Below are 24638 nucleotides of genomic sequence, written 5' to 3' on the forward strand. Positions count from 1 at the left end.
CTAAATTGCTAATTTCTTAAGAGCAGAAGAGCAAAGGTGGCGTTAAACTAGCCATTCCATCCAATGGCTTAAAAGCCAGAGTATTTAATCTTTTGAGTAGCCTGATGTTTGCAAATTCCCCCGTCGATATTTTTGCCTTTGCTGGTCGAGAAATATTTCTAAAACGTGATGATTTATTGCATCCAGCGTTTAGCGGCAATAAAGCACGTAAATTCGGCTACTTTTTAGATCATGAGTTTGCAGGCATCAACAAGGTGATAGGCCACGGCTCACCCTTAGCGAACTCTTTGTATTCCCTATCAACATTGGCCAAGATGAAAGGCTGGCAGTGTGATTTTTATGTTGACCATATTGCCAGCCAGATTGTTAAGCATCCCACGGGGAATTACGCTGCGGCATTGGCAAATGGCGCCAATATTATCGACTTAAGTGAGTTAATGGCGCAAAAGCTGGCGTTTACTCAGTCGCAGGGTGAACCTCAGGTTTTATCTGGCCACAATGTTAGTTGTGAACCTGATTTGCAAACGGGTAGTGCGCGACTGAGTTGCCAAGAGTATATCGAGACTCAGGTACTCGCGAATGAGCCGACGGCGCTTTTTATCCCAGAGGGCGGGCGTTGTTCCTACGCTGAATACGGGGTAAATGTATTAGCGCAAGAAATAGTGCAATTTGCGCAGGCGAATGATTTAGTCGATTTAACGGTATTTTTACCGTCGGGGACGGGGACGACGGCGTTATTTTTAAATCAGTACTTTATTCGTCAACAAACGGCGATTCGCGTTGTGACTTGCGCTGTGGTGGGCGGCGATGATTATTTACGTTTGCAATTCTCTATGCTTAATCCAAATACTCTCGAGCATCCACAGATAGTGAATGTCGGCAAAAAATATCACTTTGGTAAACTCTACCCTGAATTCTATGCCATGTGGCAGCGCGTTTGTGCCTCAGGTATTCAATTTGAACTACTCTACGATCCCTTAGGTTTTATTGTGCTTGAGGATTACTTACAGCGTAGTGAATTAGGTCATGTGATGTATTTGCATCAAGGCGGAATATTAGGGAATGAGACCATGTTGCCGCGTTATCAGCGTAAATTTTCTGGAGTATGAGAATTTTCAAAGAATAGTAATATAACCAGCGCAATAGATTAAGACCGCTTTTTTAAGACGGCAGATAGTTTCTTAAGATAGTAGATGGTTTCGCTTAAGGATTTTATAGGTACGTTGGCCTATATTCTCGAGGTTTTTTAAATCTTTTAGGCTAGGTATTACATCGCTAAACTGCCAATAGCTGATTTCAGCATCTAACATTTCCAGCATTTTTTTCGAACAACCTAAACATTGTCCTTGGCACAGTTGTGCTTCCGCTAAATTGAGCGGAATTGTCGCTTTGATCTGGCTTATCAAGCTTTGCATGGCGATTTGGGTATTGGGTTTTGGCATAGATGAGGTGCTGAACAGTATTCATGGGGACGAATATTAGCGGATGCTGCAGTGGAAATAGGTGATCTAAGTTGGATTTGACTCATTTGGTTCGGCAGGTATCTGTGTGAGAGAGATACAGCCTGAACCAAATGTGTTCGTCATGATGACGTAAAAAAGGATAGCGTGTTCGTGACATTCGGCTATCAGTTTACTTAAGTGTTCGGTACTGCGAAGATAATGGAAACCGATTAAATACACTTGAGCAAACGGGGTATTACAGTACTTATTTCTAACTTATCGTCTAATTTATTTTTTGACTTATTTGTTTGCGGACAATAACCATTTCATAAAGCTGATGGCTTCTGTACGTTTTGAAAAAGTCTGTCTGTTTTTACCTTGACGATCGGTAAAAGCAATTGAGGTTTTATTTACTGAGATTGAATCTACAGGGAAGTTCACTGTAATTTCATGTCCATTAATTTTGTATGACATATGCCACACTCCTTTTTGTTAATTCACCCATAGGTGAGATAGTTATAACTATAAAATATCCTTAGCAATTTGCGAAAGATTCGTTCTATTGAGTATCGAGGTTACCCCATCTTTGATTCATTAATCAAGAGATGCTTAATCGATAAATAATACATGCTGTCGATTATGCCAATGGACTAACTTGATTCTGCCAGTTGACCATAGCTTAATGACAATACTATGACAGTGTGGAGAACAGTAAGTTCACAGACATAACCACATGATTTTAGTGGTATCGAATGCTTGAGCTTATGGGGTTTTGCTTGTAGTAGGCTTTCTTTATGAGGACCGAACTCTGATTGCTAATAGTCAGGCTGGTTTAAAAAGGTAAACAACAAGGTGTTTCTCAAAACGACGTGCAGTATATCAATAAAAATAGCTTATGCAAGTTTAATTTTTATTCAATGTGATTATTTGTTGATTGATGTTGAGTTAACGTGAATTATTTCTGGCTATTCATTTGATTTAAAGCATAAAGCTTGGCATGGATCATGTTCTTATCTTGTATTGTGCGGCAATACTGAGTGTCCATATTGCGGCTTTTTAGGCGAATAGGATGTGGCTACTGTTAGCCAATTGAATTAAAAATTCTAGCAAACTGAATAAAAAACTCACGCAAACAGACAAAAAATCCAATTGAAATAGGTTATTTCAATGGGATTAATGGCCGTCATTTAGTAACTGAAGATTTAGTAACTGAAAATTTAGCAACGGACTCATTTAAAAAATCGGAGTAAATAAGTCATGTAAACGCACTGGCTACAGGCTTAATAAATCAGTTCACCTATGGGATTAAGCAACTTACTTAGGCCTTTGGTAAAATGCAGCGGCGCATCTAACACTGTGTAGCATAAGCAACCGTCAACGGTTTTAGGTGAGTGGTGATGTTGGCTATCGAGCACAATAAAATCACCTGGCACATAGTCACCGTTAAGATCCGAAAACGCTCCCGCTAACAATAGGGTTAATTCATAGCCCTTATGGGTATGTTGAGGGATTTCACCTTGCGCATCAATGTGCAATAAGCTCGCGCGGGTGTTCATTTCATCGAGATCAAAACGCATGCGACTGACTTTGCCTAAGATTTGCCAAGGACGGGCCAAATGCTGGCGAAACACCGACGGCACTGTGTAATGCTGTTGTTTTACTTGAACATCCAGAGGAGCATTACTATGCACATCCGTTGCCGCAGGCTGGGCCATGATTTGCGCCAGCATAGCGTCAATATCCATCACTGGTACATTAGTCGCTTGAGTGTTTCCAGCATTAATATGCGCAGTGTGAATCGACTCTTGGTGTGTATGCTTTTCAGCATGAGCTCCATCTGGATTTAATGCCGAATTGGCAGCTTGCTCGGTTAATAGGGCTAGTTGCTCACGACACGTCTCACATAATGCGCAATGCGCTGATACTGCAATGGCCATCGATAAAGGTAAGACCCCATTCGCATGGCTCACGAGTAATTCTTGTTGGGGATGATGCTTAATCATTGTGTGTCTCCAAGAAACTTTTCAACTTTTCTAGCCCGAGTCTTAATCGTGACTTTATGGTGCCTATTGGCACCTTGAGGGCATCGGCTAGCTCTTGTTGAGTGAGTTCTTGCATGTAGATACCTTGCACGACTTGTCTTTGTGCTAGGGGAAGGGCATCAAGATGTTGGAGGAGTTTCGCCGTCAATTTATGATCAGTGAGTGTGTCTTGAGCCATGGTCGCATCGCACAGCGGCCAAATATCATCGCCAAAGGTATCTTCTTTATTGTGCTGTACTCGTCTCAGCATATCGAAACACTGATTACGCATTATGGTAAACACCCAAGTCGTCACTGAGCCTTTTTCGGCATTGTACAGATGGGCCTTAGTCCACACGCTAGTCATGGTTTCTTGAACTAAATCCATGGCTAAGCCTTGTTGATTCAGTCTTTGTAAACCAAAGGCGCGGATCTTGGGCATAAAGTGCTGGAATAAATGCCCAAATGCGGCTCTGTCTCGTTTGTCTGCTACTTGTAGCATAAACGTGATCAAAGTATCCGCTTGAGGCTCGCAGGTTTTGAGAGCGGGAATGTCGTTATCCATAGCCGAATGAGTCAGAGACGTGATAGGGCCATGATACCGATTTTGCCTGCTTTGTGATTGAATATTTTGCATTATTTTCGCTCTTATCCCAGTCGTTAGTACTGAGTTTTAGATCAGTAACGACAAAATTGAGAGGCATGTTTCACTTCTGAGCCCAGTTTTACTGTCAAACTTACAATCAATACGGAGTGGCTTAAATAAAGGATCATTCACAGGATTATTTTATCACGGCCCGCAATAGGTCTCGGGTCATAATATGATCTAAGGTATTAATGCAGTTGTACTTTTCAGAGGCTTGCACGGGCAATATTTCTAGCCAGCGTTGGCAGACCCAAGCAATGTCTTCAAACTGTTCCGCTTGATAGTGCTTGAGATGTTGTGGATATTCCTTGAGGATATTTTGTAACATTTGGCTCAAGTAACGCTCATCGGTCGCAATACGTGTCGCAGGCCAGTTGTCGATAAAGCTAACATCACCGCGCTTTAATCCATCGTCTTCGATACTGATTTCATTGACTTTAAAGCGCTTTGAACCTTGAATGCTGATCCCTAATAGTCCATCGGGTAGGGTTTCAAAATCAATAATATGCACTAAGGTACCTATGGGCTGAATGGTTTTGCCATCCTCTTCGAGCATACATAAGCCAAAGCCTTCGCCTGACTTTAACGATTCGGCGACTAAACGCTTATATCTAGGTTCAAATACCCGCAGTTGTGTGTAACCTTCGGGCAATAAACAAATGGGTAGTGGAAAAAGAGGTAATTTCATCGTGGCCTCTGGTGAACTTATGTTCCTATCATTACGTACCATAGTGGCAGTTCGATCAGTAAAATTATTCAACAATAGTTTACCCATATTTAGAGGATGGCATGAAATTAAATCCATTTGAGAAAAAGCTCGTTCAGCATCCAATACGTTTTTGGCTACAAAATCATGTCGAAGCGCCTTTGCTTACGTCTATGATGCCTAAACCTATGGCCCGCTGCGAGCGTGCATTAGAAATTGGTTGTGGGTTTGGTAATGGTATTCAGTTGATCCGCGAGCATTTTGGCGCAGGACATATCACGGCCGTGGATATCGACCCTGAAATGGTCGCAGCGGCGCAATCTCGCTGGCAAGCTCGGCCACAAGGTTTGAAAGGGCTGAGTTTCTCGGTTGCCGACGCCTCTTGTCTTCCCTTTGCCGATGGCGAGTTCGATATGGTGTTTGATTTTGCCGTATTCCACCATATTCCAGATTGGCAGGCGGCCATCAAGGACGTTGCACGAGTACTGAAACCAAACGGTTACTTTGTGGTAGAGGATTTATATCGCGCTGCGATTTGTAATCCACTGAGTCGACGCCTATTTGAGCATCCACAGCAAAATCGCTTTAATCACCGCGAGTGGTTAGTTGTGTTGCGTCAAGCTGGGTTTGAGATAGTCTGCGACAGAAATGCCTTGGATCTTGCGGGCATGGTGCTTGCCCAGAAAGTGCAGCGTTAGGTGGCAGCGCCGCTGACGCAAATTGAATGTTCGTTGTGAATGGATTGAATATTCGTGCTTTTACTAATATTCATACTTATGCCAAAGCCAAATGTTTTGGCTATTTCGCCGCTTGAGCACAGACATGAGCCGACAGCGCCATTGATATTCGGGGGTTGAGTAAATCAAGTTAGCGGCATGATTTTGCGAGAGTGGTTGTAATTTTTAGATAAAATAGCACCTCGGCATGGTTCTTCATGGGAGTTTACCGCTATAATTTGAGCTAATCCGTCGCATGTGAGGAAAGGATTTTCCTCAAGAGTAGAGAAGCAGCATTATGGCAAACGTACTTGCAACCGTAGATCAGCGTACCAAACTCGTGGGTGAGAACCGCCTCGAGTTGTTGCTCTTTAGCATTAATTCCACGCAGTTATTTGCCATCAACGTCTTTAAAGTCAAAGAAGTGGTTAAGCTTCCTCCCCTTAATGCCATGCCTGGGAGTCATCCTCATATTTATGGTGTTGCTAATATTCGCGGCATTTCTATCCCTGTGATCGATTTACGTTCGGCTATTGGGTTTAAACCTGTGCCGCCAGATGATGATGCTAATATGATCATCACAGAATATAACCGCAGCGTGCAGGGCTTCTTAGTCGGCAAGGTTGAGCACATTATCAACATGACATGGAGCGATATCATGCCGCCGCCGAAAACGGCGGGGCGCAATAATTATCTGACGGCAATTACCCGCATCGAACATCAAGGCAAATCGCAATTAGTGTCGATTATCGACGTAGAGAAAGTACTGGCGGAGATCATTCACTACGATATTAGTTTATCTGAAGGTGTGCTCGATGAAACCTTAGTCCATGAAATGCCAGGCAGAAAAATCTTGATTGTGGACGATTCATCGACCGCAAGGCGTCAGGTGCGTGAGACTTTAAGCCAACTAGGCATAGAAATCATTGAGGCTTCTGATGGCTTGCAGGCGCTAACGTTATTGCAAAAATGGCGTGATGAAGGCAAGCAAGTTTCCAAAGAATTACTGATGATGATTACTGATGCCGAAATGCCCGAGATGGACGGTTACAAGCTGACGTCTGAAGTCCGCGGTGATAAAGCTATGTCAGATCTATATATAACCTTGAATACTTCACTGAGCGGCAGCTTTAACCATGCCATGGTTGAAAAGGTGGGCTGTGATAAGTTTATTTCTAAGTTCCAGCCGGATTTGCTGGTGGAAGTGGTACAAGAAAGATTAAGACAAGTGATTAATCACTAAGCAGTTTGAGATACGAACTATCGGTGATTGACCTTGTGTTGGTCATCGGTAGGCGCAGCGCTTTTAATAACCGCTTTTAAATGTGGCCTGTTTATATCAGACTTTTAATATCAGCCCTTCAATTGCAACCTTTCCATCGCTTCTGTGCAAATCCTACCAAATTACCTTTTCATTTAACGCTCGATTACGAGGCGAATTCGGCTTCTACATCTTGTAATACTTGGCGTTTCATTTCTTTGGCGGCGGCAATATGGATGCGGGCGAGTCGAAGGGCGTAGTTGAATCTTGCTCGGCCGACGAGGCGTACCAGTTCGGCAAAAAACTGAGGATCTAAGGTGAATTGCGTCGAGTAGTACTGGATTGCAGCATTGACTGAGTTAAAGGTCACGCCATCAAATTCGAAACCTGCGTTATAACCTTGGTCGTCAATTTCTTCGCCTTCTAATACCAGTGGCCAGCCGGGTGCATTGATACGGTCGCGGGCAATCTGGTACATCATCCAAGCACTTTTCTTAAAGCCTTCAAACACTTTGCAGGAAAATTCAGACCCGGCAAGTTCTTCTTCGGTCCAATTAATCCCAATCGCGAGGTGTTTTGCATAAATGCGCATCAGTGCATCTTTGACGGCCATACGACAATCCCATATTGAGCTCAAAGGATGTTGTTTGGCTAATCGTAAGCATTCGCTGCAGGCGGGCACGGCTAACGAAGGATGTGGCGTATGTGTGTGGGCAATATATTCGAAGTGTTGATTGCTCGGTTCGCCGCAAAACCAACAGGTATGGCGTTGGTCGAAGGGAATATCGATAAGCGGGATAGCAGACATCAAGGAATGAGCACCTCAGTCCTTGATGTCATTAATGGCATATTGAAGGGATTAAACTTCTTCAACATCAACCAAATCTTTTGCTAAAACAATAGGATCAAGTTCAAGGCAATCTTCATCAGTCTGCCAATCCACACCGATCAACACACCATCGTCGTTGAGATCCGACACCCAATATTCCAGAAATTCTTCTAATGAAATAGCAACGGGTTGGTAGTCGTGCCATTCGTCGCTGCAATGGGATTTTGCAGTGGCTTCACTTGACCACAATGGCATCACATCTGTGTCTTCAAATTCTGAAGAGTCACAAACGACCCAGCCTTCGCCAGTTTCATCCATTAGACCCCAAAGCGTCTGATGTTGTTTTACATTTTTGATAAAGCCAGCCAAAGCCGCATTGATTTCAGTCATGATAGGTCTCTTTGATGTGTGCTGTTAACTTATCCATTATACGGTAACATGCTGCGATACCAAGGGATTCTTTGTTAAGATTTTTCTTGTGTTGGATAACTGAGCAATAAGCCGGTGCCACAAGGTATTTATGGCGATAAGGATTGTGTTACGTGTCGCTATGGGTCAGGATTATTGGCAATGATAAGCCTTGATGCAGTGTGCTTTACTGTTCAAGTGTGACTCAGATAGAGGCTTTCCGTGGGGGAGAAACATGTCTTCTATACCCTTGGCCGTTAAAGGTTTTTTTGTAGTAGAACCTTTAACTCGTTATGCCAAGGTGAATATCTCTCTAGGGCAATGCCTTCTCGAAGAAGGAAGATTGTCGTGTTTAGCCACAGCAGTGTGATTACGGTGTCATTGTTGTGAAATCAAATATTGGAGTTGTTGATTTGATTAAAATTAAAGGGTTAACTTATCTGTTTGCGAGTATTGCCGCCTGTGTCAGTCTGAGTGCCTGTTCTAGCGTGCCAGCGGCGAGTGCCAGTACTAAGGCAAGCACTAACGCGAGCAGTAGCAACGCAAGTGGCATAGTCGCTGAAGCCAACCCAATGCCCGATATCAGTGCTAGCGTACAAGCGAATGCCGAGGCATTTCCGAGTTGTGTGACTGGGCTACAAGCGCGGGCGCGCACTGAAGGGCTGTCAGAGGCGACGATTAACTCGACCATTGCAAATTTGAAATTTGTGCCTCGGGTGATTGAGCTCGATCAGCAACAACCTGAATTCAGCCAGACTTTTGATAATTATTTCAGTAAGCGCGCCACCGAATGGCGCGTCAATGAAGGCCGTCGCTTACTGCAAAAGCACAGCGTATTACTCAATCAATTAGCCAAAGAATATGGCGTGCCGCCGCAATATATCTTGTCTTTTTGGGGGCTTGAAACTAACTACGGTTCATATAAAGGCAAGATGTCGGTATTGAATTCGCTTGCGACTTTGGCCTGTGAGCCACGCCGTAGCAATTATTTTACTATAGAATTGATGCAAGCCTTAAAGCTGAAAGAAAAGTATCAGTTTGATGATGACACTATGGTGGGATCATGGGCTGGTGCTATGGGACACACGCAATTTATGCCGTCGGCCTATGCCAAATATGCCGTCGACGGTGACGGCGATGGTAAAGCCGATTTATGGAATAGCACCACTGACGCGCTGACTTCCGCCGCGAACTTTTTACAGCACTTAGGCTGGCAGCGAAATGAACGCTGGGGCCGTGAAGTCTTATTGCCAAAGGATTTTAGTTACAGCCATTTAGGTGCAAAGCAGCCCTTGGCCTTATCGGAATGGGCTGCGCTCAATGTCACGCAAGCGAATGGTCAACCTTTGCCCGCCGTGGATATTCAAGCCGCGTTGTATTTGCCTTCAGGCCATATAGGGCCTGCCTTTTTAGGCTATGAGAACTTCAATGTGATCATGCGTTGGAATCGCTCCGAGTATTATGCCATCACAGTTGGGCATCTAGCCGATCGCATTAATGGTGGCTTACCTTTGACAGTGAGCCCGCCAGAACAGCCACGCTTAAGTCGCGAGCAAGTTAAGCAACTGCAAGCAAAACTGAATGAGGCCGGATTTGATGTTGGCAAGCCAGATGGTGTGTTGGGGCGTAACTCTGTGGCAGGGCTGCAAGCCTTTCAACGGAGCAAACAGATGATTGCCGATGGCTTCCCAAGCCCTGAGGTGTTTAGCGCTTTAGGGTTATCACTGTAGCCAAAGAGCGCTCGCTGCGGGTTTTGAGCGCTTTTAGGCCGGATAAAAAAGTGGAGTGAAAAGCTCAGTTTTGTTAAGCTCGGCCCACAATTGAAATCGAAGAAAATCAAAGGATATTCGATGAGCATTAAAGACGATATGGTTGTGCAGTTTAACTACACGCTGCGTGACGAGAAAGGCGAAGTGATCGAGACGAACGAAGGTCGCGATCCGATTGCCTATTTACACGGTCATGACAACATGATGCCAGGTGTAGAAAACGCGATCAATGGTAAAGCCATCGGTGAAAAGTTCACTGTGACTTTACCTGCTGCCGAAACATACGGTGAGCGCGTAGCGGATGCTGATGCGCACCAACGTGTGTCGGTTAAGCACTTATTGGGCGCGACTGCGTGGAAACCGGGTATGACTGCTGTGGTCAATACTGACCAAGGTCAACGCCAAGTGACTATCGTTAAAGTGGGTAAGTTTATGGCGACTGTGGATGTCAACCATCCATTAGCGGGCCGCGAACTGACATTTGATATCGAAGTCGTGGGTGCCCGTGACGCTAGTGATGAAGAAATCGCCCACGGCCATGCCCATGGCGCTGGTGGTCATCACCACTAATCTTTAGGCTTCGGGTTCGGCTTCGCACTTGGCTTTTATCTGACTCAATGTGAGATGAATATAAGTTCAGTATGAGTTGAATGAATCGTGGCTAAAGATTGAATAGCAAAAGCCCAAACCTAGGTTTGGGCTTTTTTGTTTTTATGGTGCAGATGGCTTGATGGTTATCGTAACCGCCAATGGCTCTTTATCTGGCTAATGGCTGTGTTCATGCTCGAGTGGTTTGTCGGCAAACATCATATCTAGGCTTGCTTGGGTCTGTGGATGGTAGCCGTTACGGGCCTTGAGATAGACACTCTTGGCCCAGTCGTATTGATCTGTGCTTGCAAGCTTTTGATATAACGGCACGATTAAGCGCATGCGACCAATATGGGTCAAGTGCTGTTTTAAAGCAGGTAGTACCGCGTAATAGCCGTTGTCTAGGGCGAGTGAATACCATGCAAAAGCGATTTCACTGTTGCCAGTGCCCGTAAAATGGAACGCCTTGTCTAGCTCAGCAAGCTTGGCTTGGTCAAGATTAACTCTTGGCATTTCATTGATAAACCTTAACCACTGGTGCACTGTCCAAGTGCTGGTTTTCAACTCGCTTGCACTAAGTTTTCCGTCGAGCCAAGTTTGTCTTTGGGCATCGATATCATCGAAGGCGTGGGAATTGGGCGGCACTAAAAATGACGGCAAACCTTGACCTTCAATCCAAGTATCCACTTCGGTCTCACTGACAACATTGGGATATTTGTTTAATAGATTCAAAGATAAATACTCACGGAACTGCGCCGTGGTAATGCTTTGAAATGCAAAATGATTGAAGTAGCTTTTCACAAAAGCATCGAAGCGTTCGCGGCCAAATTTCTGCTCTAAAAAGATTAAAAACAACTGGCCTTTCACATAAGGGACACCGCTGAAGGCCTCGTCGGGTGAGCGCTTTCCAAGATCCACATGCAACACTGAATCACCAGGCGTGAGCTCTGCAAGCTCGGCAAGCAGCTCTGAATAGCCTATGGTTTGCTCCATCAGCGCTCGGTCGCGGCCGTAGAGATCTTCCATGATGCGGTTCTCTACATAGGTAGTAAAACCTTCATTAAGCCAGAGATCGCGCCAAGTGGCGTTGGTCACCAAGTTACCCGACCACGAGTGAGCAAGTTCGTGGGCAATCAGACTCACTAAACTTTTGTCACCCGCGATCACCGTTGGCGTAATAAACGAAAGCCGAGGATTTTCCATCCCGCCGAAGGGGAAGCTTGGCGGCAAAATAAGCAAGTCATAACGTCCCCAACGGTAATCGCCGTAACGTTTAGCGGCGATTTTGATCATCTCCGGCGTGTCGGCAAATTCCTTGCTGGCTTTGTCGAGGATTTCTGGCTCAGCCCAAATGCCCGAGATGTTATCTAAAGGGGCGAACTTTAAATGCCCGGCTGCGATGGCGATTAAATAAGCTGGGATCGCCTGCGGCATAGTGAATTGGGTCTGCGTGCTCGACAGGGTTTTACGATCGGCACTCATGACCACAGTAATGGCTTTATCGGCAGTAATCGTTGCGCTATAGGTTTGGCGCACGGCAGGGGTATCTTGTAGTGGGATCCAGCTGCGAGCATGAATCGCCTGACTCTGACTGAACATAAAAGGTAACTGTTTACCTTGGGTTTGCTCAGGAGTTAACCATTGAATACCGGATGGATTATTCGACGTGTGGTACTTTATTTTAACTTTTTGGGTATCTTCATCGGCAAGTTTGATGGTCAGCGCCGCACCTTTTACAGCGTCCGCTTTGGCTAAGGTGAAGGGCAGGCTTTGCCATTTCCCAGTTGAATTTAAAGCCGTCACGCTGGTAATCGTCAGATCTCGGGTATCTAAGATGAGTTGTTTCCCCGGCTTATGCCAAGCTAAATCGAGGGTGGCTTCACCGGATAAGCGGTTTTGCTTAAAATCGATAGCAAGGGCTAGCTCCACATGACTCACGCTGACTTCAGTGTAATTGGCGTAGGTCAGTGCATCTTGGTTCTGCTGCGTCAGTGCTTGTACAACAGTGGCAGTCGGCTCAGCGGCTAACGTATTTGGAGCGCTATTGGCATCAGTGCTAGAAAGGAGTTGCAGCGCAAAAAGTAGGGCACTGCTCAGGACGGTACGGCGAAGTGAAAGCATTATTTAACAGCCTAATGATGAAGTATTTTAGTTCGAGTTTGGGCCGATAACAGCATCAATGCTGCTTGGTTTTCTATCGGCTCTATCTATATAGGGCAAAAGTTTACCTGATAATCCAGTGGATTTGTTATCTCACTGTTAGCTCAAATGTAATCAAACTTTAATGGCTTGGATGCCGGCAAGGAAATGCCATCGGTAAAAGACCACAAGTTTGCTATGATGTCGGCGTTTTCACATAGGGCGGTTATCAAAATGGTGTTAGATTTTTCGCAGGGTAAGTTAATCGTCACTGAGTTCGAAGTGCAAGTGCGGCTCAATGTTGCCAGTATCGTACTGCAAGCAAGCGCAGAGGATATCGGTTTAAGACGTCAGCCACCTATGTTAATCGCCGATGGTGGCGGTGTGCGTTGGAGCTTAGTGTTGGACTCAAATGCCCAGTTACGGGCGATTCAAGATGTGCTGGGAATGGACGCGGAATAAAGTACGCCTGCATAGTGCATAGTGCATAGTGCATAGTGCATAGTGCATAGTGCATAGTGCATAGTGGTTAACGTATAGATTTATCATCAGTTTTTAGTTGATGAGTGTTTAATATCGAATTAGGGATTTTTTAGTATGTCAGTTTCTCTTGAGCGTATTGTTGTCGAACCTAAGACACCTGCTACCGCCGTGGTCATTTGGTTACATGGATTAGGGGATTCGGGTGCCGGATTTGCCCCCGTAGTGCCTGCATTAGGCTTACCTGCCGATCATGCTATCCGGTTTATTTTCCCCCATGCACCGGAGCAAGCCGTGACCATCAATGGCGGCTACGTCATGCGCGCTTGGTACGATATTAAAAGCATGGATTTGCACGACAGAGCTGATATGCAAGGCGTGCTTGAGTCGGAGAAAAGGGTTGCTGCATTAATTAACGAACAAATCGCGGCGGGTATTGCGAGCGAGCGTATCGTATTAGCAGGATTCAGTCAGGGCGGAGTCATGAGTTTATTCTCTGGACTGCGTTTCCCCGAGCAACTTGCAGGGATTATGGCGCTGTCTTGCTATTTACCTACGGGCGATGTATTACCCGCTGAATTAAGCGCAGCGAATCGTAATACACCCATATTACAGCAACACGGTCTACAGGATGATGTAGTGCCACTATCCGCTGGAACATTAGCCAAAGAAGCCTTAATTACGGGCGGTTATAATGTTGTGTGGCAGACTTATCCTATGCCGCATTCAGTGATCCCTGCGCAGTTAAACGAGATTTCTAAGTGGTTATTACAGCGATTTGAAATGTAGAGAAGTCTAATTGCTGATAAAAACAGCATGCGGTAAATTGAAAATTGCCCATGCTTGTTTTTTTATGGGAACAATCACTGTTTTCTGTAATTTTTTCTAAGTCATTTATACTGAACGATTTAAATTCATTTATTTCATTTTTATTTTTAATTCTCTAAATATATAGAAATCAGTCATTCAGCTTATTTTTTATATGAAACAAATCTGTCTTAAAACGCCCGCGAATTCCCCTATAAATGTCAAGTTTTTAATAAAAATGACACAATTTATCTTTATTCTTTGTTATTATCCGTGACGCTGAACTTGATGGAGTTCACGGCAATCTTTCTATGATAAAATAATTAAAATCAAGGGGTTGATGTAATGAGACATATGCTTATTAAAGGACTAGTTGCAACTGCTGTTGTCGCTGCGCTTGCGGGTTGTAATAATAGTGATGACGATAAAGTCCCAACAACGTGTGCTGAAGCGGGAAGCGCTTGCACAACATTTACCGTTTTACACACCAATGACAACCATGGCCGTTTCTGGGAAAACAGTGACGGCGAATATGGTATGGCTGCGCGTAAAACCTTAATTGACAGCATTCGTGCAGAAGTCAGTAAGAATGGTGGTCAAACATTATTGCTGTCTGGTGGCGACATTAATACTGGCGTGCCAGAATCGGATCTACAAGATGCGATCCCAGATTTCACGGGTATGAATAAAATTGGTTACGACGCTATGGCTGTTGGTAACCATGAGTTTGATAATCCATTATCCGTTGTTGATATGCAGCGCCGCCTTGCGGAATTCCCTATGTTAGCGGCGAATATTTACCATAAAGATGCAGATGGCAATCTAGGGGAACGTTACTTTGATGCCTATAAGGTATTCGACATAAACGGTCTGAAAGTGGCTGTAATAGGTTTAACGACCGAAGATACGGCTAAGATTGGTAATCCAGAATTCATCAGTGGCCTGGAGTTCACCGATCCAAAGACTGAAGTCGCTAAAGTGATTAAAGAAATTAAAGACGCCAAAGCGGCCGATATTATTTTCGCTACCACGCACATGGGTCACTATGCTGACGGCCATAACGGTAGTAACGCCCCTGGTGACGTGGCTATGGCTCGCGCACTGAAAGAAGGCGATCTGCAAGTGGTTATTGGTGGTCATTCACAAAACCCAGTGTGTATGGAACCGGGTACTGACAACAAAGCCTACGCTGACTTCAAACCAGGCGATGAATGTGCTCCAGATAAACAAAATGGTACTTGGATCATGCAAGCCCATGAATGGGGTAAATATGTTGGCCGTGCAGATTTTGAATACTTTAACGGTGAACTTCATTTAGCAAGCTACAAGCTTGTGCCTGTGAATATGCGTAAATTGGATGACGCAGGCAAGAAGACAGCTGATTTAGCTGGTACTAAGATTGAACCTGATGCTGAGTTAAAAGAGCTGCTGTCTTACTACCAAGAGAAAGGTCAAGCTAAGTTAGACGAAGTCATAGCAACAACGGATGCCCTGTTAGATGGCGAGCGTGCAAACGTGCGTAACAAGCAAACTAACTTAGGCCGTATGTTAGCGATGGCACAAAGTGATAAAGTCAAAGCCGATTTTGGCGTGATGAACTCGGGCGGTGTACGTGCCTCTATTCAGCCTGGTAATATCACTTACCGTGACGTGCTGACTGTTCAGCCATTCGGTAACATGGTGACTCTGAACGAAATGACAGGCACTGAAGTTGCGGCTTATTTAGGCGCAGTAGCTAGTCTTCAAATTGGTTCAGGTGGTTATGCACAAATCACGGGCGTGAAAATGACCATTGACTGTACGGCTAAGACTGCCAATATCAGTGTGATTAATGGTGAGAACTTCAGCCCAACAGGAACTTATAAGTTCACTGTACCTAGCTTTAACGCTGCAGGTGGTGACGGTTATCCTAAGCTAGAAAGCCCAATTCAAACGGGTTTTGTTGATGCTGATTTACTCTATTCTTTCTTGAAAGAGAAACAAGCGATTAAAGCTGCTGACTACAGTCCGATAGGCGATATCGTTTATGAAAACTCAAACAGTGTTGAAGGTTGTCAACTTTAAGTAATCAATCACTACTCAGTGTTTAAATATAAATGCCACTCAATTGAGTGGCATTTTTTATTACTAATTAATATTAAATTAAGTGTAAATTAATATTCAGCGTTTTATTTTTGATACATTTTTATTCATCTGTGACTTTTAATTTCTCAGGGTGGTTTTAGTTAACAATTGGGTTTTATTGTATCAAGTTGCTTATTTAATATATTTAACTAGTCAAAATCCATTAACTGCATGATGTATATCCATTATTCTATATCATAATTTTAGGTATTATGTCTTTATCGTGTATCAATTTGTTTTATTTTTGAATTAACTTGTTTTAATGGTTGACTTAAATGTTGCGCATTAACATTATTCCTACAGCGAAATAGAGTTCGCTGGCTAAATATAAAAATAACAAACAAAGGTTTTGTTTACCTCAAGGAGAGATTAATGCGCTATTTAAGTTTAACGGCCAAAGCCGTTCGTGCTAGTTTAATTACAGTGGCGACAAGCAGTGTGGTTTTTTCTGGATTAGGCTTTTCTGCAATGGGAAATGCAGCAGAAGAAAATACGAAAGTTGAACGCATTGAAGTAACGGGTTCTCGTATTAAACAAGTTGATATGGAAACTGTTTCACCCGTGACAGTCATTAATGCCGCGGATATTGCCATGACAGGTGAAAAGACCGTTGCTGACGTATTGAATAACTCTGCGATAAACAGCTTTGGTTCTTGGCGTGGTATTTCAGGTTATGGCTCTGGTGCAAGCTCAACCAGCAATGTCAATTTACGCGGTCTAGGATCGTCTGCGACCTTAGTGTTATTAGACGGACGCCGTATGCCAGGGACGAGTTCGAGCTCTGGCTCAGTGGCAGATACATCTTCTATCCCTATGGCTATCGTGGAGCGTATTGAAATCCTGCGGGATGGCGCTTCAGCAGTCTATGGTTCCGATGCGGTTGCGGGCGTGATAAACATTATCACTAAGAAAGAGTTTGAAGGTTTTCAGCTTGATTACAGTACAGAGCAACCAAGCGTAGAAGGGGGCGATGCTAACCGTCTATCGCTTGCAACTGGCTTTAATACCGATAAAGGCAATATCACTCTCACCTATGAATATTATGATACAAAAGCGGTAATGGACCGTGATATTTGGCGAATGGATGATTCAAGTTATAACGCCTATAGCGGATATAGCTCAGTACCAAACGGTAAATATGGACCAGGCAATGGTAGCTGGTATAGTAATTCAGATATATGTGAAAAAACGGAAAATACCATAGACTCAGGTGATGGTCGTTGTTTATATAATCATGGTAATGTCACTAAGCTATTTGGCGATCAAACTCGTAATTCGCTGTTATCTAATTTCTCCTATGAGATTTCAGAAAATATAAAATTCCGAGGCCGAGCTTCTGCTTCATTAGCTGAAACTGAAACCCGTTATGCCGGTACGCCAGTATCAACTAATACCCCTGTGATGAGTGCCGATAATAAGTACAACCCAGTTGGTGAAGAATTAGTGATTTCTATGCGAGGCGCACAACTTGGCGAGCGAGATACATTAACTGAAACCAACAATTTTGATATTCTTGGTGGCTTTGTTGGCACAATAGATTCCGGTAATGGTATCGACTGGGAATTAAATGCCCAGCATGCGACCTCAACAACAAACAGTTTTAACTACAATTTACTGAATGACAATATTATTCAGCAAGAAATAGATTCAGAGCAATATGATATTTTCAATACCTCTGGCATGAGTTATGAGCAGTGGGACCAACAGATGACAGATCTGTATCGCAAAGCTGCACATACTGGGGTTTATCAGGGTAAATTTGAAAGTACTCAATTGGATGGTCTTGCTTCGACCTTACTACTCGATGACGGTGATTTTTCGGTCGCTATGGTTGGCGGTCTTGAATATGAAATGATCAAGTTTAAGCAAACCAGTGATCCAGAATCGGCCGCGGGTATTATCTCCGGCGGTTCGGGTGGTGATGATGTGGACGCCACGCGTGACCGTAGCGCCGCTTATTTGGAACTCCAAGTTGGCTTACCTGCCAACGTTGAGTTCTCTGCCGCAGTACGTTATGAGCGCTATGAGCAGGAAGGAACCCTCACAGGGCCTCAAGGGGAGGTGGTTAACTCATCGACCTTCGATGCCGTGGTGCCTAAGTTTGGTTTAAGCTGGCGTCCTATAGACACGATATTACTGCGTGCTAGCTATGGTGACTCATTCCGCGCGCCGAATATGAGTGAAATGTTCTCGTCTCAATCTTTGAGTTTTGAGAAGAGCGTTGACTCTTTATGGTGTAATGAACCCGGTAATGTGGATGCCATATATTGCGCCACCAATAACCAACATAAAACTTGGTTTGGTGGTAACCCAAACTTAGAGGCTGAAGAGGGTAACTCGTTAACTTTTGGTGGCGTTTGGAATGTCACTGATGCATGGAACTTGGAGTTATCTTATTACTCAATCACCTACGACAACAAAATTGAGTCGATTGATGTAGATGATATCCTGCGCGATGAAATCAAGAATGGATCTTCTCCCTATGTGACACGTGGTCCAGATGGCAAGATTGAGTATATTGAGGCGGGAATACGTAATTTAGCCACAGTTGAGACCTCAGGTATCGATTTTGTAACGGCTTATAACTTAGAGACAGGTTTTGGTGATTTCAATTTCAAACTGGATTTGACTCACGTGCTTGATTTTAAGAAGCAGGATAATGCCGAATCAGAGATGATCGATTACGCAGGAACAACAGACTCACCCGATTGGCGCGGTAATTTTGCGACAAGTTGGAAATACGATGATTTCTCTGCCGCATGGACAGTCGTCTATATTGGTAGTCAATCAGCAAGTTATTTCAACGAGTTAGAAAAAACCGACCGTTATGTCGATTACGATAATTACTTTAAACACAATATCCAATTTGGTTATACCCATGCTTATAACGGCTCTATCACAGTAGGGGTGAATAATGTGTTTGATGCTGAAACACCAAACTATTACACCTACGCCGATTATCGCGATGTGAATGTGGGTTTATATGATGTGCTAGGTAGAACGTATTACCTGAGAATAAACCAGAAGTTTTAGGTTGTCCGCCCTCCCTGGATAACTCAAACCTCCGCTTGCGGAGGTTTTTTTTGCTTATTTTTTGCCTACTTATCAGGCCGTTTACCGGATATCGAATCAGTGCTATCAATGGGTGAGGCGCAGCTCGTGGCGGTGTTCGTGTTGATAATGTTCGGCGCAGGAGGCGCAGCGTTGTTCTGTGGGATCTTGGCTTAAGCGTTCGGTTTCGATTTCCGCTTCGCAGTCGGAGCAAAGGCCGTAGAGACCTAAGTCGAGCTGACAAAAGGCGGCATCAAGTTTATTCAGCTGGCAAAATAGCGGGTGATCGGCCAGTGGCGTTTGCGCCAATTTATCAATTAATTCTGCCAGACTCAGGCTAGCATAATGCTCCCCTATGGCTTCGAGGAACGGAGGGAGCGCGCCGATTTCTTTCCTTAGATTAGCTTCAAGCTCTGACAATTCATGTCTGATATGGGTGGTGCTCACGTAAAATCGCCTATTTCATTTGACTCTAGGCGTCCAGTCTAATAGTTCCACTACCAACGACTATGATAAAGATCAAGTATCTGCCACATTTTAGGTTTTTCGCCGTTAAAAATCGAAAAAGTACTTCATTCCTATCGCATTATGTGTGCTATGGCGAAGTCCCTTTCATGGCTCACATTGCCGCGCATTGAATCTCTATTTCTAACAGTTTTATGGTTGGCCGTCGTTCTGTGGTTGCTCACTCTTCTATGATTCGTTACCTAAGTTTCGCTGTGCAGCTTCTAATACCGCGACGATTTCTTCTGTGGTTTTAAACACGCGCAGCTCTCTGAACAAGGTATCGGCTTCGGGATATTGACGATTGAGATAGGTAAACCACTGTTTGATTCGGGCGGGATAATAGTCGCTCTTACGGCCATTGAGTTCCCTTTGGGTATAACTGAGCATCAGCCCTAAGGTTTGCGCCCAAGTATAAGGGGTTGCACCTGTCTTGATGGTATCGGCCAAGTTCGGCAATGAAATCGCCCCGCGGCCGATCATAATACTGTCGCAGCCGGTGACTTCGATACATCGCTTAGCATCATCGCTGTTCCAAATCTCGCCGTTGGCGATCACCGGGATAGGCAAACGTTTGCGTACTTCTGTGATGTATTCCCAGTAGGCGGGCGGTCTGTAGCCGTCGACTTTACTGCGCGCATGGATGGCAAGCTCAGTTGCTCCGGCTTCATACACTGCGATAGCATTTTCCATGAACAGTGACTTATCTTCGTAGCCCAAACGTATTTTAGCGGTCACGGCATGTTCTTTCGGTACCGCTTGACGCATGGCTTTGACAATATCGTGCACACTCTCAGGATATTGCAGTAATACGGCGCCACCTTTACTGCGGTTAACTATTTTAGCCGGACAGCCAAAGTTGGCATCGACACCGTGTGAACCGAGTTCAATCGCCCGCAGGGCATTTTCGCCCATACATTGGGGCTCTTGGCCGAGTAACTGCACTCGCACTGGCGTACCCGAAGGGGTATTGCCGTTGTTGAGCAGCTCAGGACAAAGTTTGAGAAAGACTTTTTCAGGCAGCAGTTGGTCTACCACACGCACAAATTCGGTGACGAGCAAATCGTAGGGATTGATGGTCGATAGAATGTCACGCATCAAAGCGTCTACTACGCCTTCCATTGGAGCCAAAATCACACGCACTGCAGTAAACCCATATCTATTTGCAAAGGGCGAGCATTCTACCTTATCGGCCTTAAGTTACAAAGTGGCTGAGTGAATGCGGATTAATAGGCGCACTCATAAATAAAATCCACGCTAAACTGATTGTCCTAGCAGGATATTTTGACCATTTCTGTGATTTAGTGATATTTTTTTGCAATAGAATTGAAACAGGGCAGGTCTTTTGCAGTAAGCCAGCTACTTCTACTGTTGTTGGTCAACATTACTCAATAAACAAGAAGGGATTATTTATGAATTCAGTTAAAAAAACAGCAGTTGCAGTAGCCTTAGGTTCAGTCGTCATGAGTTCAGCTTTTGCTGTCGATGCCCAAACCAACCCGTTTGGTTTTGAAGCAATGGATGCGGGTTATCAAATTGTCGGCTCAGAAGGCAAATGTGGTGAAGCCAAATGCGGCGCAGATATGAAGAAAGCTGCCGCTGAAAAAGCCAAAGAAGGCAAATGTGGTGAAGCTAAATGTGGCGCCGAGATGAAAAAAGCGGCTGCAGATAAAGCCCATGAAGGCAAGTGTGGCGAAGCGAAATGCGGTGCCGATGTTAAAAAAGCCGCGATGGCGAAAGCACACGAAGGTAAGTGTGGTGAAGCGAAATGTGGCGCGGATATGAAGAAAACCGCTGAGAAAGTTGACGCTAAAGCTGAAGCCGTTAAAAAAGAAATGAAATAAATCCGACTGTACTGATCCCGCAGTGATGGGGGTTATTGAGTCTTAAGAGGCCAGCCCGCGCTGGTCTCTTTTGTTTTATCCTAAAGCGATGACAGCAAGCGTTCGTGAGGTTCTATGAATGATCAAAAAAATGCGGCACAGGTAGGGCTGGGCTTACGGCGAGAAATGCTCAGTGAGTTTTGTGAATCGGTGCCAGAAGCGATTAATTTTTTTGAAGTGGCACCAGAAAACTGGATGACCTTAGGCGGTAAGTTTGGCCGTCAATTTCGTGAACTGACCGAGCAACATACTTTCTATTGCCACGGTTTGAGCTTATCGATTGGTAGCCCCGAGCCCTTAGATCTCGCGTTTGTAAAAAACATCAAAACCTTTATGGATTTACACCAAATCCAAGTCTATTCCGAACACTTAAGTTATTGCTCAGGCCAAGGTCACTTATACGATCTCATGCCGATCCCTTTTACCGACGCAGCGGTAAAACATGTGGCGGCGCGGGTGAAGCAAGTCGAAGATATTTTAGAGCGGCCACTCATTTTAGAAAATGTGTCATTTTATGCCGCCCCCGGCGCGCACATGAGCGAACTTGAATTCGTCAATGCTGTGCTGCAAGAAGCCGATTGTAAGCTGCTACTCGATGTGAACAATATCTATGTGAACTCGATAAATCATCAATACGATGCAGATACCTTTTTACAGGCCATGCCGACGGAGCGTATCGCTTATCTGCATATCGCTGGGCACTACAAGCAAGCTGAAGATTTACTCATCGACACCCATGGCGCCGCCATTAACGATCCCGTTTGGGCACTGTTGCAACGTTGCTATGCCTTACATGGGGTAAAGCCGACTTTGCTTGAGCGTGACTTTAATGTGCCTACAACTGCTGAATTGTTGCTCGAGCTAAATCAAATCCACGCTTATCAAGCGGCGGCGCCCAGCTTCCATATTCAAAATCGCTCTCATGTTGTAAAGAGGATCGCCTAATGGATTTTAAGCAAGTGCAGCAATCCTTTATCGATTATATCCGCGATCCGTCTCGGCCATTGCCCGCGGATACTGATGTCCGGCGCATGCAGGTTTACCGCGAGTTATTTTTCAATAATGTGCTGGGATTTGTGTCGAATGGCTTTCCCGTGCTGAAAAGTTTGTATTCTGAGGAAGAGTGGTTGGCATTAGTGCAAAGCTTTTTTAGTCAACATGATTGCCAATCGCCGATTTTTATCGACATTGCAGGCGAGTTTTTAGATTTTTTACAGCAAGAATATCAGCCCACGGCAAATGATCCTGTTTTTATGCTCGAATTAGCCCACTATGAATGGCTAGAGTTAGCTGTTGCGGTTGCACAGGCGAGTGGGGATGAATCTCAACTTAGCCCAGCGCAAATTCCGATGCAGGCCTTATGTTTATCGAAGACGGCGAGGGTGGCGCAGTATCATTTTGAGGTGCAGCACATTCGTCATGATTATCGTCCGCAGCAACAACTCGATACGCCAGTGTTTTTTTGTCTCTATCAAGATGCCGATTGCGAAGTGTGTTTCCTACAGTTAAATCCCTTAAGTGCACAGGTGCTGGCATTTCTTCAAGCTCAAGGCCAAGCGAGCTTTAAAGAGATACTTGATTGGTTAACAATCACTTACCCTAAAATGGCGCCAGAGATTATTGCGCAAGGTTGTACTCAGTTACTCGAGCAATTAGTGGCCAAAGGGATAGTGCGCGGTCGTCAGTCTTAAGGTGGGGATTCTTGCCGAAATAAATGCAATAACCCTACAGTTAGAGGGTTTTTATTAATTTGACAAACCGCTACAATGTCGGCCGTTTTGTGATCTCAATCACTGTACGATTCCTGCGCACTTATACTTGCACATACTAGAGGAGCTGTAATGAGTAGTCAGCCGTTCAAAGACCCATTTAATTTTTTGTATTTTATTGGTTTTATTTTAGTTTTACTGTTGCCGACTCTGCCAGCAAGCCTGTCTTGGTTAAAGCACTTAGGTCTAATTTAAGCGAGCGTTAATCTCGAGCGCATAGACTATTGGCCACTCTTAGAGTGGCTTTTGTTTTTCCGATAAAGGGTAAGTAAATCGATGGTATTAAAGCGCGGATTATTTTTATTGTTAGGTTTAACCGCGTTAGCCTTGGGTTTACTCGGTATTGTGCTGCCTTTGCTACCGACCGTGCCGTTTATCTTGCTTGCCGCTTTTTGCTTTGCCCGCTCCAGTGAACGTTTACACCATTGGTTGATGACTCATCCTTGGTTTGCCGATGCCTTAACCCAGTGGCAAGAGCAGCGAGCAATGCGTAAGGGGTTGAAACGCAAAGCCATGGTCGTCAGCGCGCTGAGTTTTAGTGTCAGCATTATTGTGGTGCCTATCGTTTGGGTAAAAGGTTTGCTGCTCGTGATGGCACTCGTCTTACTCTGGTATCTCAAAGGGATCCCTGAAATAGAGGGATGATTGAGCGACACTATGGATTCAATGTGTGGCAAATCGTTTTCGCCGCGTCATGGGTGAGGGGATGTAACACTGTGCCGACAGGGTTTGATCTAAGGCACAAATTGATAACCTTTCCATCACTTGTGCGTTGTGATTGTTGCAACTAAAACTAAAGCGGCATAAGCTTTGTCCGACTTTCGACAATGCGTCCACCCAGTGTGGACGTTTTGTTTTATACCGCCAACGCTAGGTTGGTGAATTGATTAAGTAACTTATTAAGTAAATATGATGGCTATGAATACAGAAACCTTATCCTTGATAAAGCAAAGCATTAAAACGATTCCTAATTATCCTAAGGAAGGGATTTTATTTCGAGATGTCACCAGTTTGCTTGAGAATGCAGCCGCCTATAAAGCGACCATCGACTTGTTAGTTGAACATTATCGTGGCCAAGGCTTTACCAAAATTGTGGGCACTGAGGCTCGTGGTTTCTTGTTCGGCGCGCCGCTGGCTTTAGAATTGGGTGTGGGTTTTGTGCCTGTGCGTAAACCGGGTAAATTACCGCGTGCGACTATCAGCCAAAGCTATGAACTGGAATACGGTCACGATAGCCTAGAAATTCATACCGATGCGATTAATCCAAATGACAAAGTGCTAGTCGTTGACGATTTACTCGCGACTGGCGGTACTATTGAAGCGACCGTTAAACTCATTCGCCAACTGGGCGGTGAAGTTAAACATGCGGCCTTTGTGATCTCATTACCTGATTTAGGTGGTGAAGCACGTTTAACCGCTTTAGGGCTTGAGTTGGTTAAACTTTGTGAGTTTGAAGGCGAATAAATCTGCAGCTAAAGGCGCCTTGGGATAGTTT

At 44.6% G+C, this 24638-nt stretch carries 24 protein-coding genes; 14 read left to right on the plus strand and 10 right to left on the minus strand.

Annotated elements, in window-relative coordinates:
- The first annotated feature begins 104 nt into the window (after positions 1-104).
- Positions 105-1109, plus strand: a complete 1005-nt coding sequence (locus tag OX890_RS10315; protein ID WP_268650570.1) for a pyridoxal-phosphate dependent enzyme — start codon at positions 105-107, stop codon at positions 1107-1109.
- Positions 1110-1181: 72 nt separating this feature from the next.
- On the opposite strand, the gene OX890_RS10320 is transcribed toward OX890_RS10315, so the two are convergent.
- From OX890_RS10320 to OX890_RS10340, 5 genes are all read right to left on the minus strand, one after another.
- Positions 1182-1442 carry a hypothetical protein gene (locus OX890_RS10320; RefSeq protein ID WP_259580670.1) on the minus strand — a complete coding sequence of 87 codons (261 nt, stop codon included), beginning with the start codon at positions 1440-1442 and terminating at the stop codon, positions 1182-1184.
- A 300-nt stretch (positions 1443-1742) separates the two neighbouring features.
- Positions 1743-1916, minus strand: a complete 174-nt coding sequence (locus OX890_RS10325) for a hypothetical protein (protein WP_006082106.1) — start codon at positions 1914-1916, stop codon at positions 1743-1745.
- A gap of 806 nt (positions 1917-2722) precedes the next feature.
- A complete protein-coding gene (locus tag OX890_RS10330) occupies positions 2723-3445 on the minus strand; it encodes a ChrR family anti-sigma-E factor (RefSeq protein ID WP_268650571.1) in 723 nt (240 codons plus the stop codon).
- Positions 3438-4100 (minus strand): sigma-70 family RNA polymerase sigma factor, encoded by a 663-nt coding sequence (locus OX890_RS10335; RefSeq protein WP_268650572.1) that lies wholly within the window; start codon positions 4098-4100, stop codon positions 3438-3440. Before OX890_RS10335 ends, OX890_RS10330 begins: the two co-directional genes overlap by 8 nt.
- Before the next feature lie 145 nt (positions 4101-4245).
- Positions 4246-4797 (minus strand): LON peptidase substrate-binding domain-containing protein, encoded by a 552-nt coding sequence (locus tag OX890_RS10340; RefSeq protein WP_012089507.1) that lies wholly within the window; start codon positions 4795-4797, stop codon positions 4246-4248.
- 101 nt (positions 4798-4898) lie between these two features.
- Here OX890_RS10340 and OX890_RS10345 point away from each other — a divergent pair, with 101 nt between their 5' ends.
- Positions 4899-5513 carry a class I SAM-dependent methyltransferase gene (locus OX890_RS10345; protein WP_012089506.1) on the plus strand — a complete coding sequence of 205 codons (615 nt, stop codon included), beginning with the start codon at positions 4899-4901 and terminating at the stop codon, positions 5511-5513.
- A 316-nt stretch (positions 5514-5829) separates the two neighbouring features.
- The gene (locus tag OX890_RS10350; protein WP_012089505.1) at positions 5830-6774 is read left to right on the plus strand and encodes a chemotaxis protein CheV; all 945 of its coding nucleotides are present in this window, start codon (positions 5830-5832) and stop codon (positions 6772-6774) included.
- A 184-nt stretch (positions 6775-6958) separates the two neighbouring features.
- Here OX890_RS10350 and OX890_RS10355 read toward each other — a convergent pair whose 3' ends face one another.
- The gene (locus tag OX890_RS10355) at positions 6959-7600 is read right to left on the minus strand and encodes a hypothetical protein (protein WP_126491724.1); all 642 of its coding nucleotides are present in this window, start codon (positions 7598-7600) and stop codon (positions 6959-6961) included.
- Between the two features lie 51 nt (positions 7601-7651).
- Complete coding sequence (locus OX890_RS10360; protein ID WP_006082098.1) at positions 7652-8011, minus strand: DUF2750 domain-containing protein; 360 nt, start codon at positions 8009-8011, stop codon at positions 7652-7654.
- A gap of 431 nt (positions 8012-8442) precedes the next feature.
- On the opposite strand from OX890_RS10360, the gene OX890_RS10365 reads away from it, so the two are divergent.
- Both OX890_RS10365 and OX890_RS10370 read left to right on the plus strand, forming a co-directional pair.
- Positions 8443-9759, plus strand: coding sequence for a lytic murein transglycosylase (locus OX890_RS10365; RefSeq protein WP_172599575.1), 1317 nt, complete (start codon positions 8443-8445; stop codon positions 9757-9759).
- A gap of 120 nt (positions 9760-9879) precedes the next feature.
- Positions 9880-10368 carry an FKBP-type peptidyl-prolyl cis-trans isomerase gene (locus tag OX890_RS10370; protein ID WP_006082096.1) on the plus strand — a complete coding sequence of 163 codons (489 nt, stop codon included), beginning with the start codon at positions 9880-9882 and terminating at the stop codon, positions 10366-10368.
- Positions 10369-10563: 195 nt separating this feature from the next.
- Here the strand turns inward: OX890_RS10370 and OX890_RS10375 are convergent, their stop codons facing one another.
- Positions 10564-12507 (minus strand): M1 family metallopeptidase, encoded by a 1944-nt coding sequence (locus OX890_RS10375; RefSeq protein ID WP_259580680.1) that lies wholly within the window; start codon positions 12505-12507, stop codon positions 10564-10566.
- A gap of 252 nt (positions 12508-12759) precedes the next feature.
- Here OX890_RS10375 and OX890_RS10380 point away from each other — a divergent pair, with 252 nt between their 5' ends.
- The 4 genes from OX890_RS10380 to OX890_RS10395 all read left to right on the plus strand — a co-directional run bounded on the left by OX890_RS10380 (position 12760) and on the right by OX890_RS10395 (position 18969).
- Positions 12760-12987, plus strand: a complete 228-nt coding sequence (locus tag OX890_RS10380; protein ID WP_006082094.1) for a DUF3389 family protein — start codon at positions 12760-12762, stop codon at positions 12985-12987.
- A 135-nt stretch (positions 12988-13122) separates the two neighbouring features.
- Entirely contained in the window at positions 13123-13794 is a 672-nt protein-coding gene (locus OX890_RS10385; RefSeq protein ID WP_107404340.1) for an alpha/beta hydrolase, read from the plus strand.
- A gap of 363 nt (positions 13795-14157) precedes the next feature.
- Positions 14158-15876: a bifunctional UDP-sugar hydrolase/5'-nucleotidase UshA gene (ushA, locus tag OX890_RS10390; RefSeq protein ID WP_006086184.1), complete on the plus strand. Its 1719-nt coding sequence runs from the start codon at positions 14158-14160 to the stop codon at positions 15874-15876.
- A gap of 432 nt (positions 15877-16308) precedes the next feature.
- Positions 16309-18969: a TonB-dependent receptor gene (locus OX890_RS10395; protein ID WP_126491726.1), complete on the plus strand. Its 2661-nt coding sequence runs from the start codon at positions 16309-16311 to the stop codon at positions 18967-18969.
- Between the two features lie 105 nt (positions 18970-19074).
- Here the strand turns inward: OX890_RS10395 and OX890_RS10400 are convergent, their stop codons facing one another.
- Both OX890_RS10400 and OX890_RS10405 read right to left on the minus strand, forming a co-directional pair.
- Positions 19075-19434: a TraR/DksA C4-type zinc finger protein gene (locus tag OX890_RS10400; protein WP_011847065.1), complete on the minus strand. Its 360-nt coding sequence runs from the start codon at positions 19432-19434 to the stop codon at positions 19075-19077.
- Positions 19435-19680: 246 nt separating this feature from the next.
- Positions 19681-20634 (minus strand): tRNA-dihydrouridine synthase, encoded by a 954-nt coding sequence (locus tag OX890_RS10405; RefSeq protein WP_011847064.1) that lies wholly within the window; start codon positions 20632-20634, stop codon positions 19681-19683.
- Between the two features lie 269 nt (positions 20635-20903).
- Here OX890_RS10405 and OX890_RS10410 point away from each other — a divergent pair, with 269 nt between their 5' ends.
- From OX890_RS10410 to apt, 5 genes are all read left to right on the plus strand, one after another.
- On the plus strand, positions 20904-21335 hold the full coding sequence (locus OX890_RS10410; protein WP_259580685.1) for an HvfA family oxazolone/thioamide-modified RiPP metallophore: 432 nt from the start codon (positions 20904-20906) through the stop codon (positions 21333-21335).
- 114 nt (positions 21336-21449) lie between these two features.
- Positions 21450-22319: an HvfB family MNIO-type RiPP peptide maturase gene (locus OX890_RS10415; RefSeq protein WP_126491729.1), complete on the plus strand. Its 870-nt coding sequence runs from the start codon at positions 21450-21452 to the stop codon at positions 22317-22319.
- A complete protein-coding gene (locus OX890_RS10420; RefSeq protein WP_126491730.1) occupies positions 22319-23065 on the plus strand; it encodes an HvfC family RiPP maturation protein in 747 nt (248 codons plus the stop codon). The genes OX890_RS10415 and OX890_RS10420 overlap by 1 nt, the downstream gene beginning before the upstream one ends.
- A 354-nt stretch (positions 23066-23419) precedes the next feature.
- The gene (locus OX890_RS10425) at positions 23420-23788 is read left to right on the plus strand and encodes a YbaN family protein (RefSeq protein WP_126491731.1); all 369 of its coding nucleotides are present in this window, start codon (positions 23420-23422) and stop codon (positions 23786-23788) included.
- A gap of 267 nt (positions 23789-24055) precedes the next feature.
- On the plus strand, positions 24056-24607 hold the full coding sequence (apt, locus tag OX890_RS10430; protein WP_086010671.1) for an adenine phosphoribosyltransferase: 552 nt from the start codon (positions 24056-24058) through the stop codon (positions 24605-24607).
- The last annotated feature ends 31 nt before the right edge of the window (positions 24608-24638 follow it).

Origin of the sequence: Shewanella sp. DAU305, assembly GCF_026802235.1 — a bacterium.
Classification (GTDB): Bacteria; Pseudomonadota; Gammaproteobacteria; order Enterobacterales; family Shewanellaceae; genus Shewanella; species Shewanella baltica.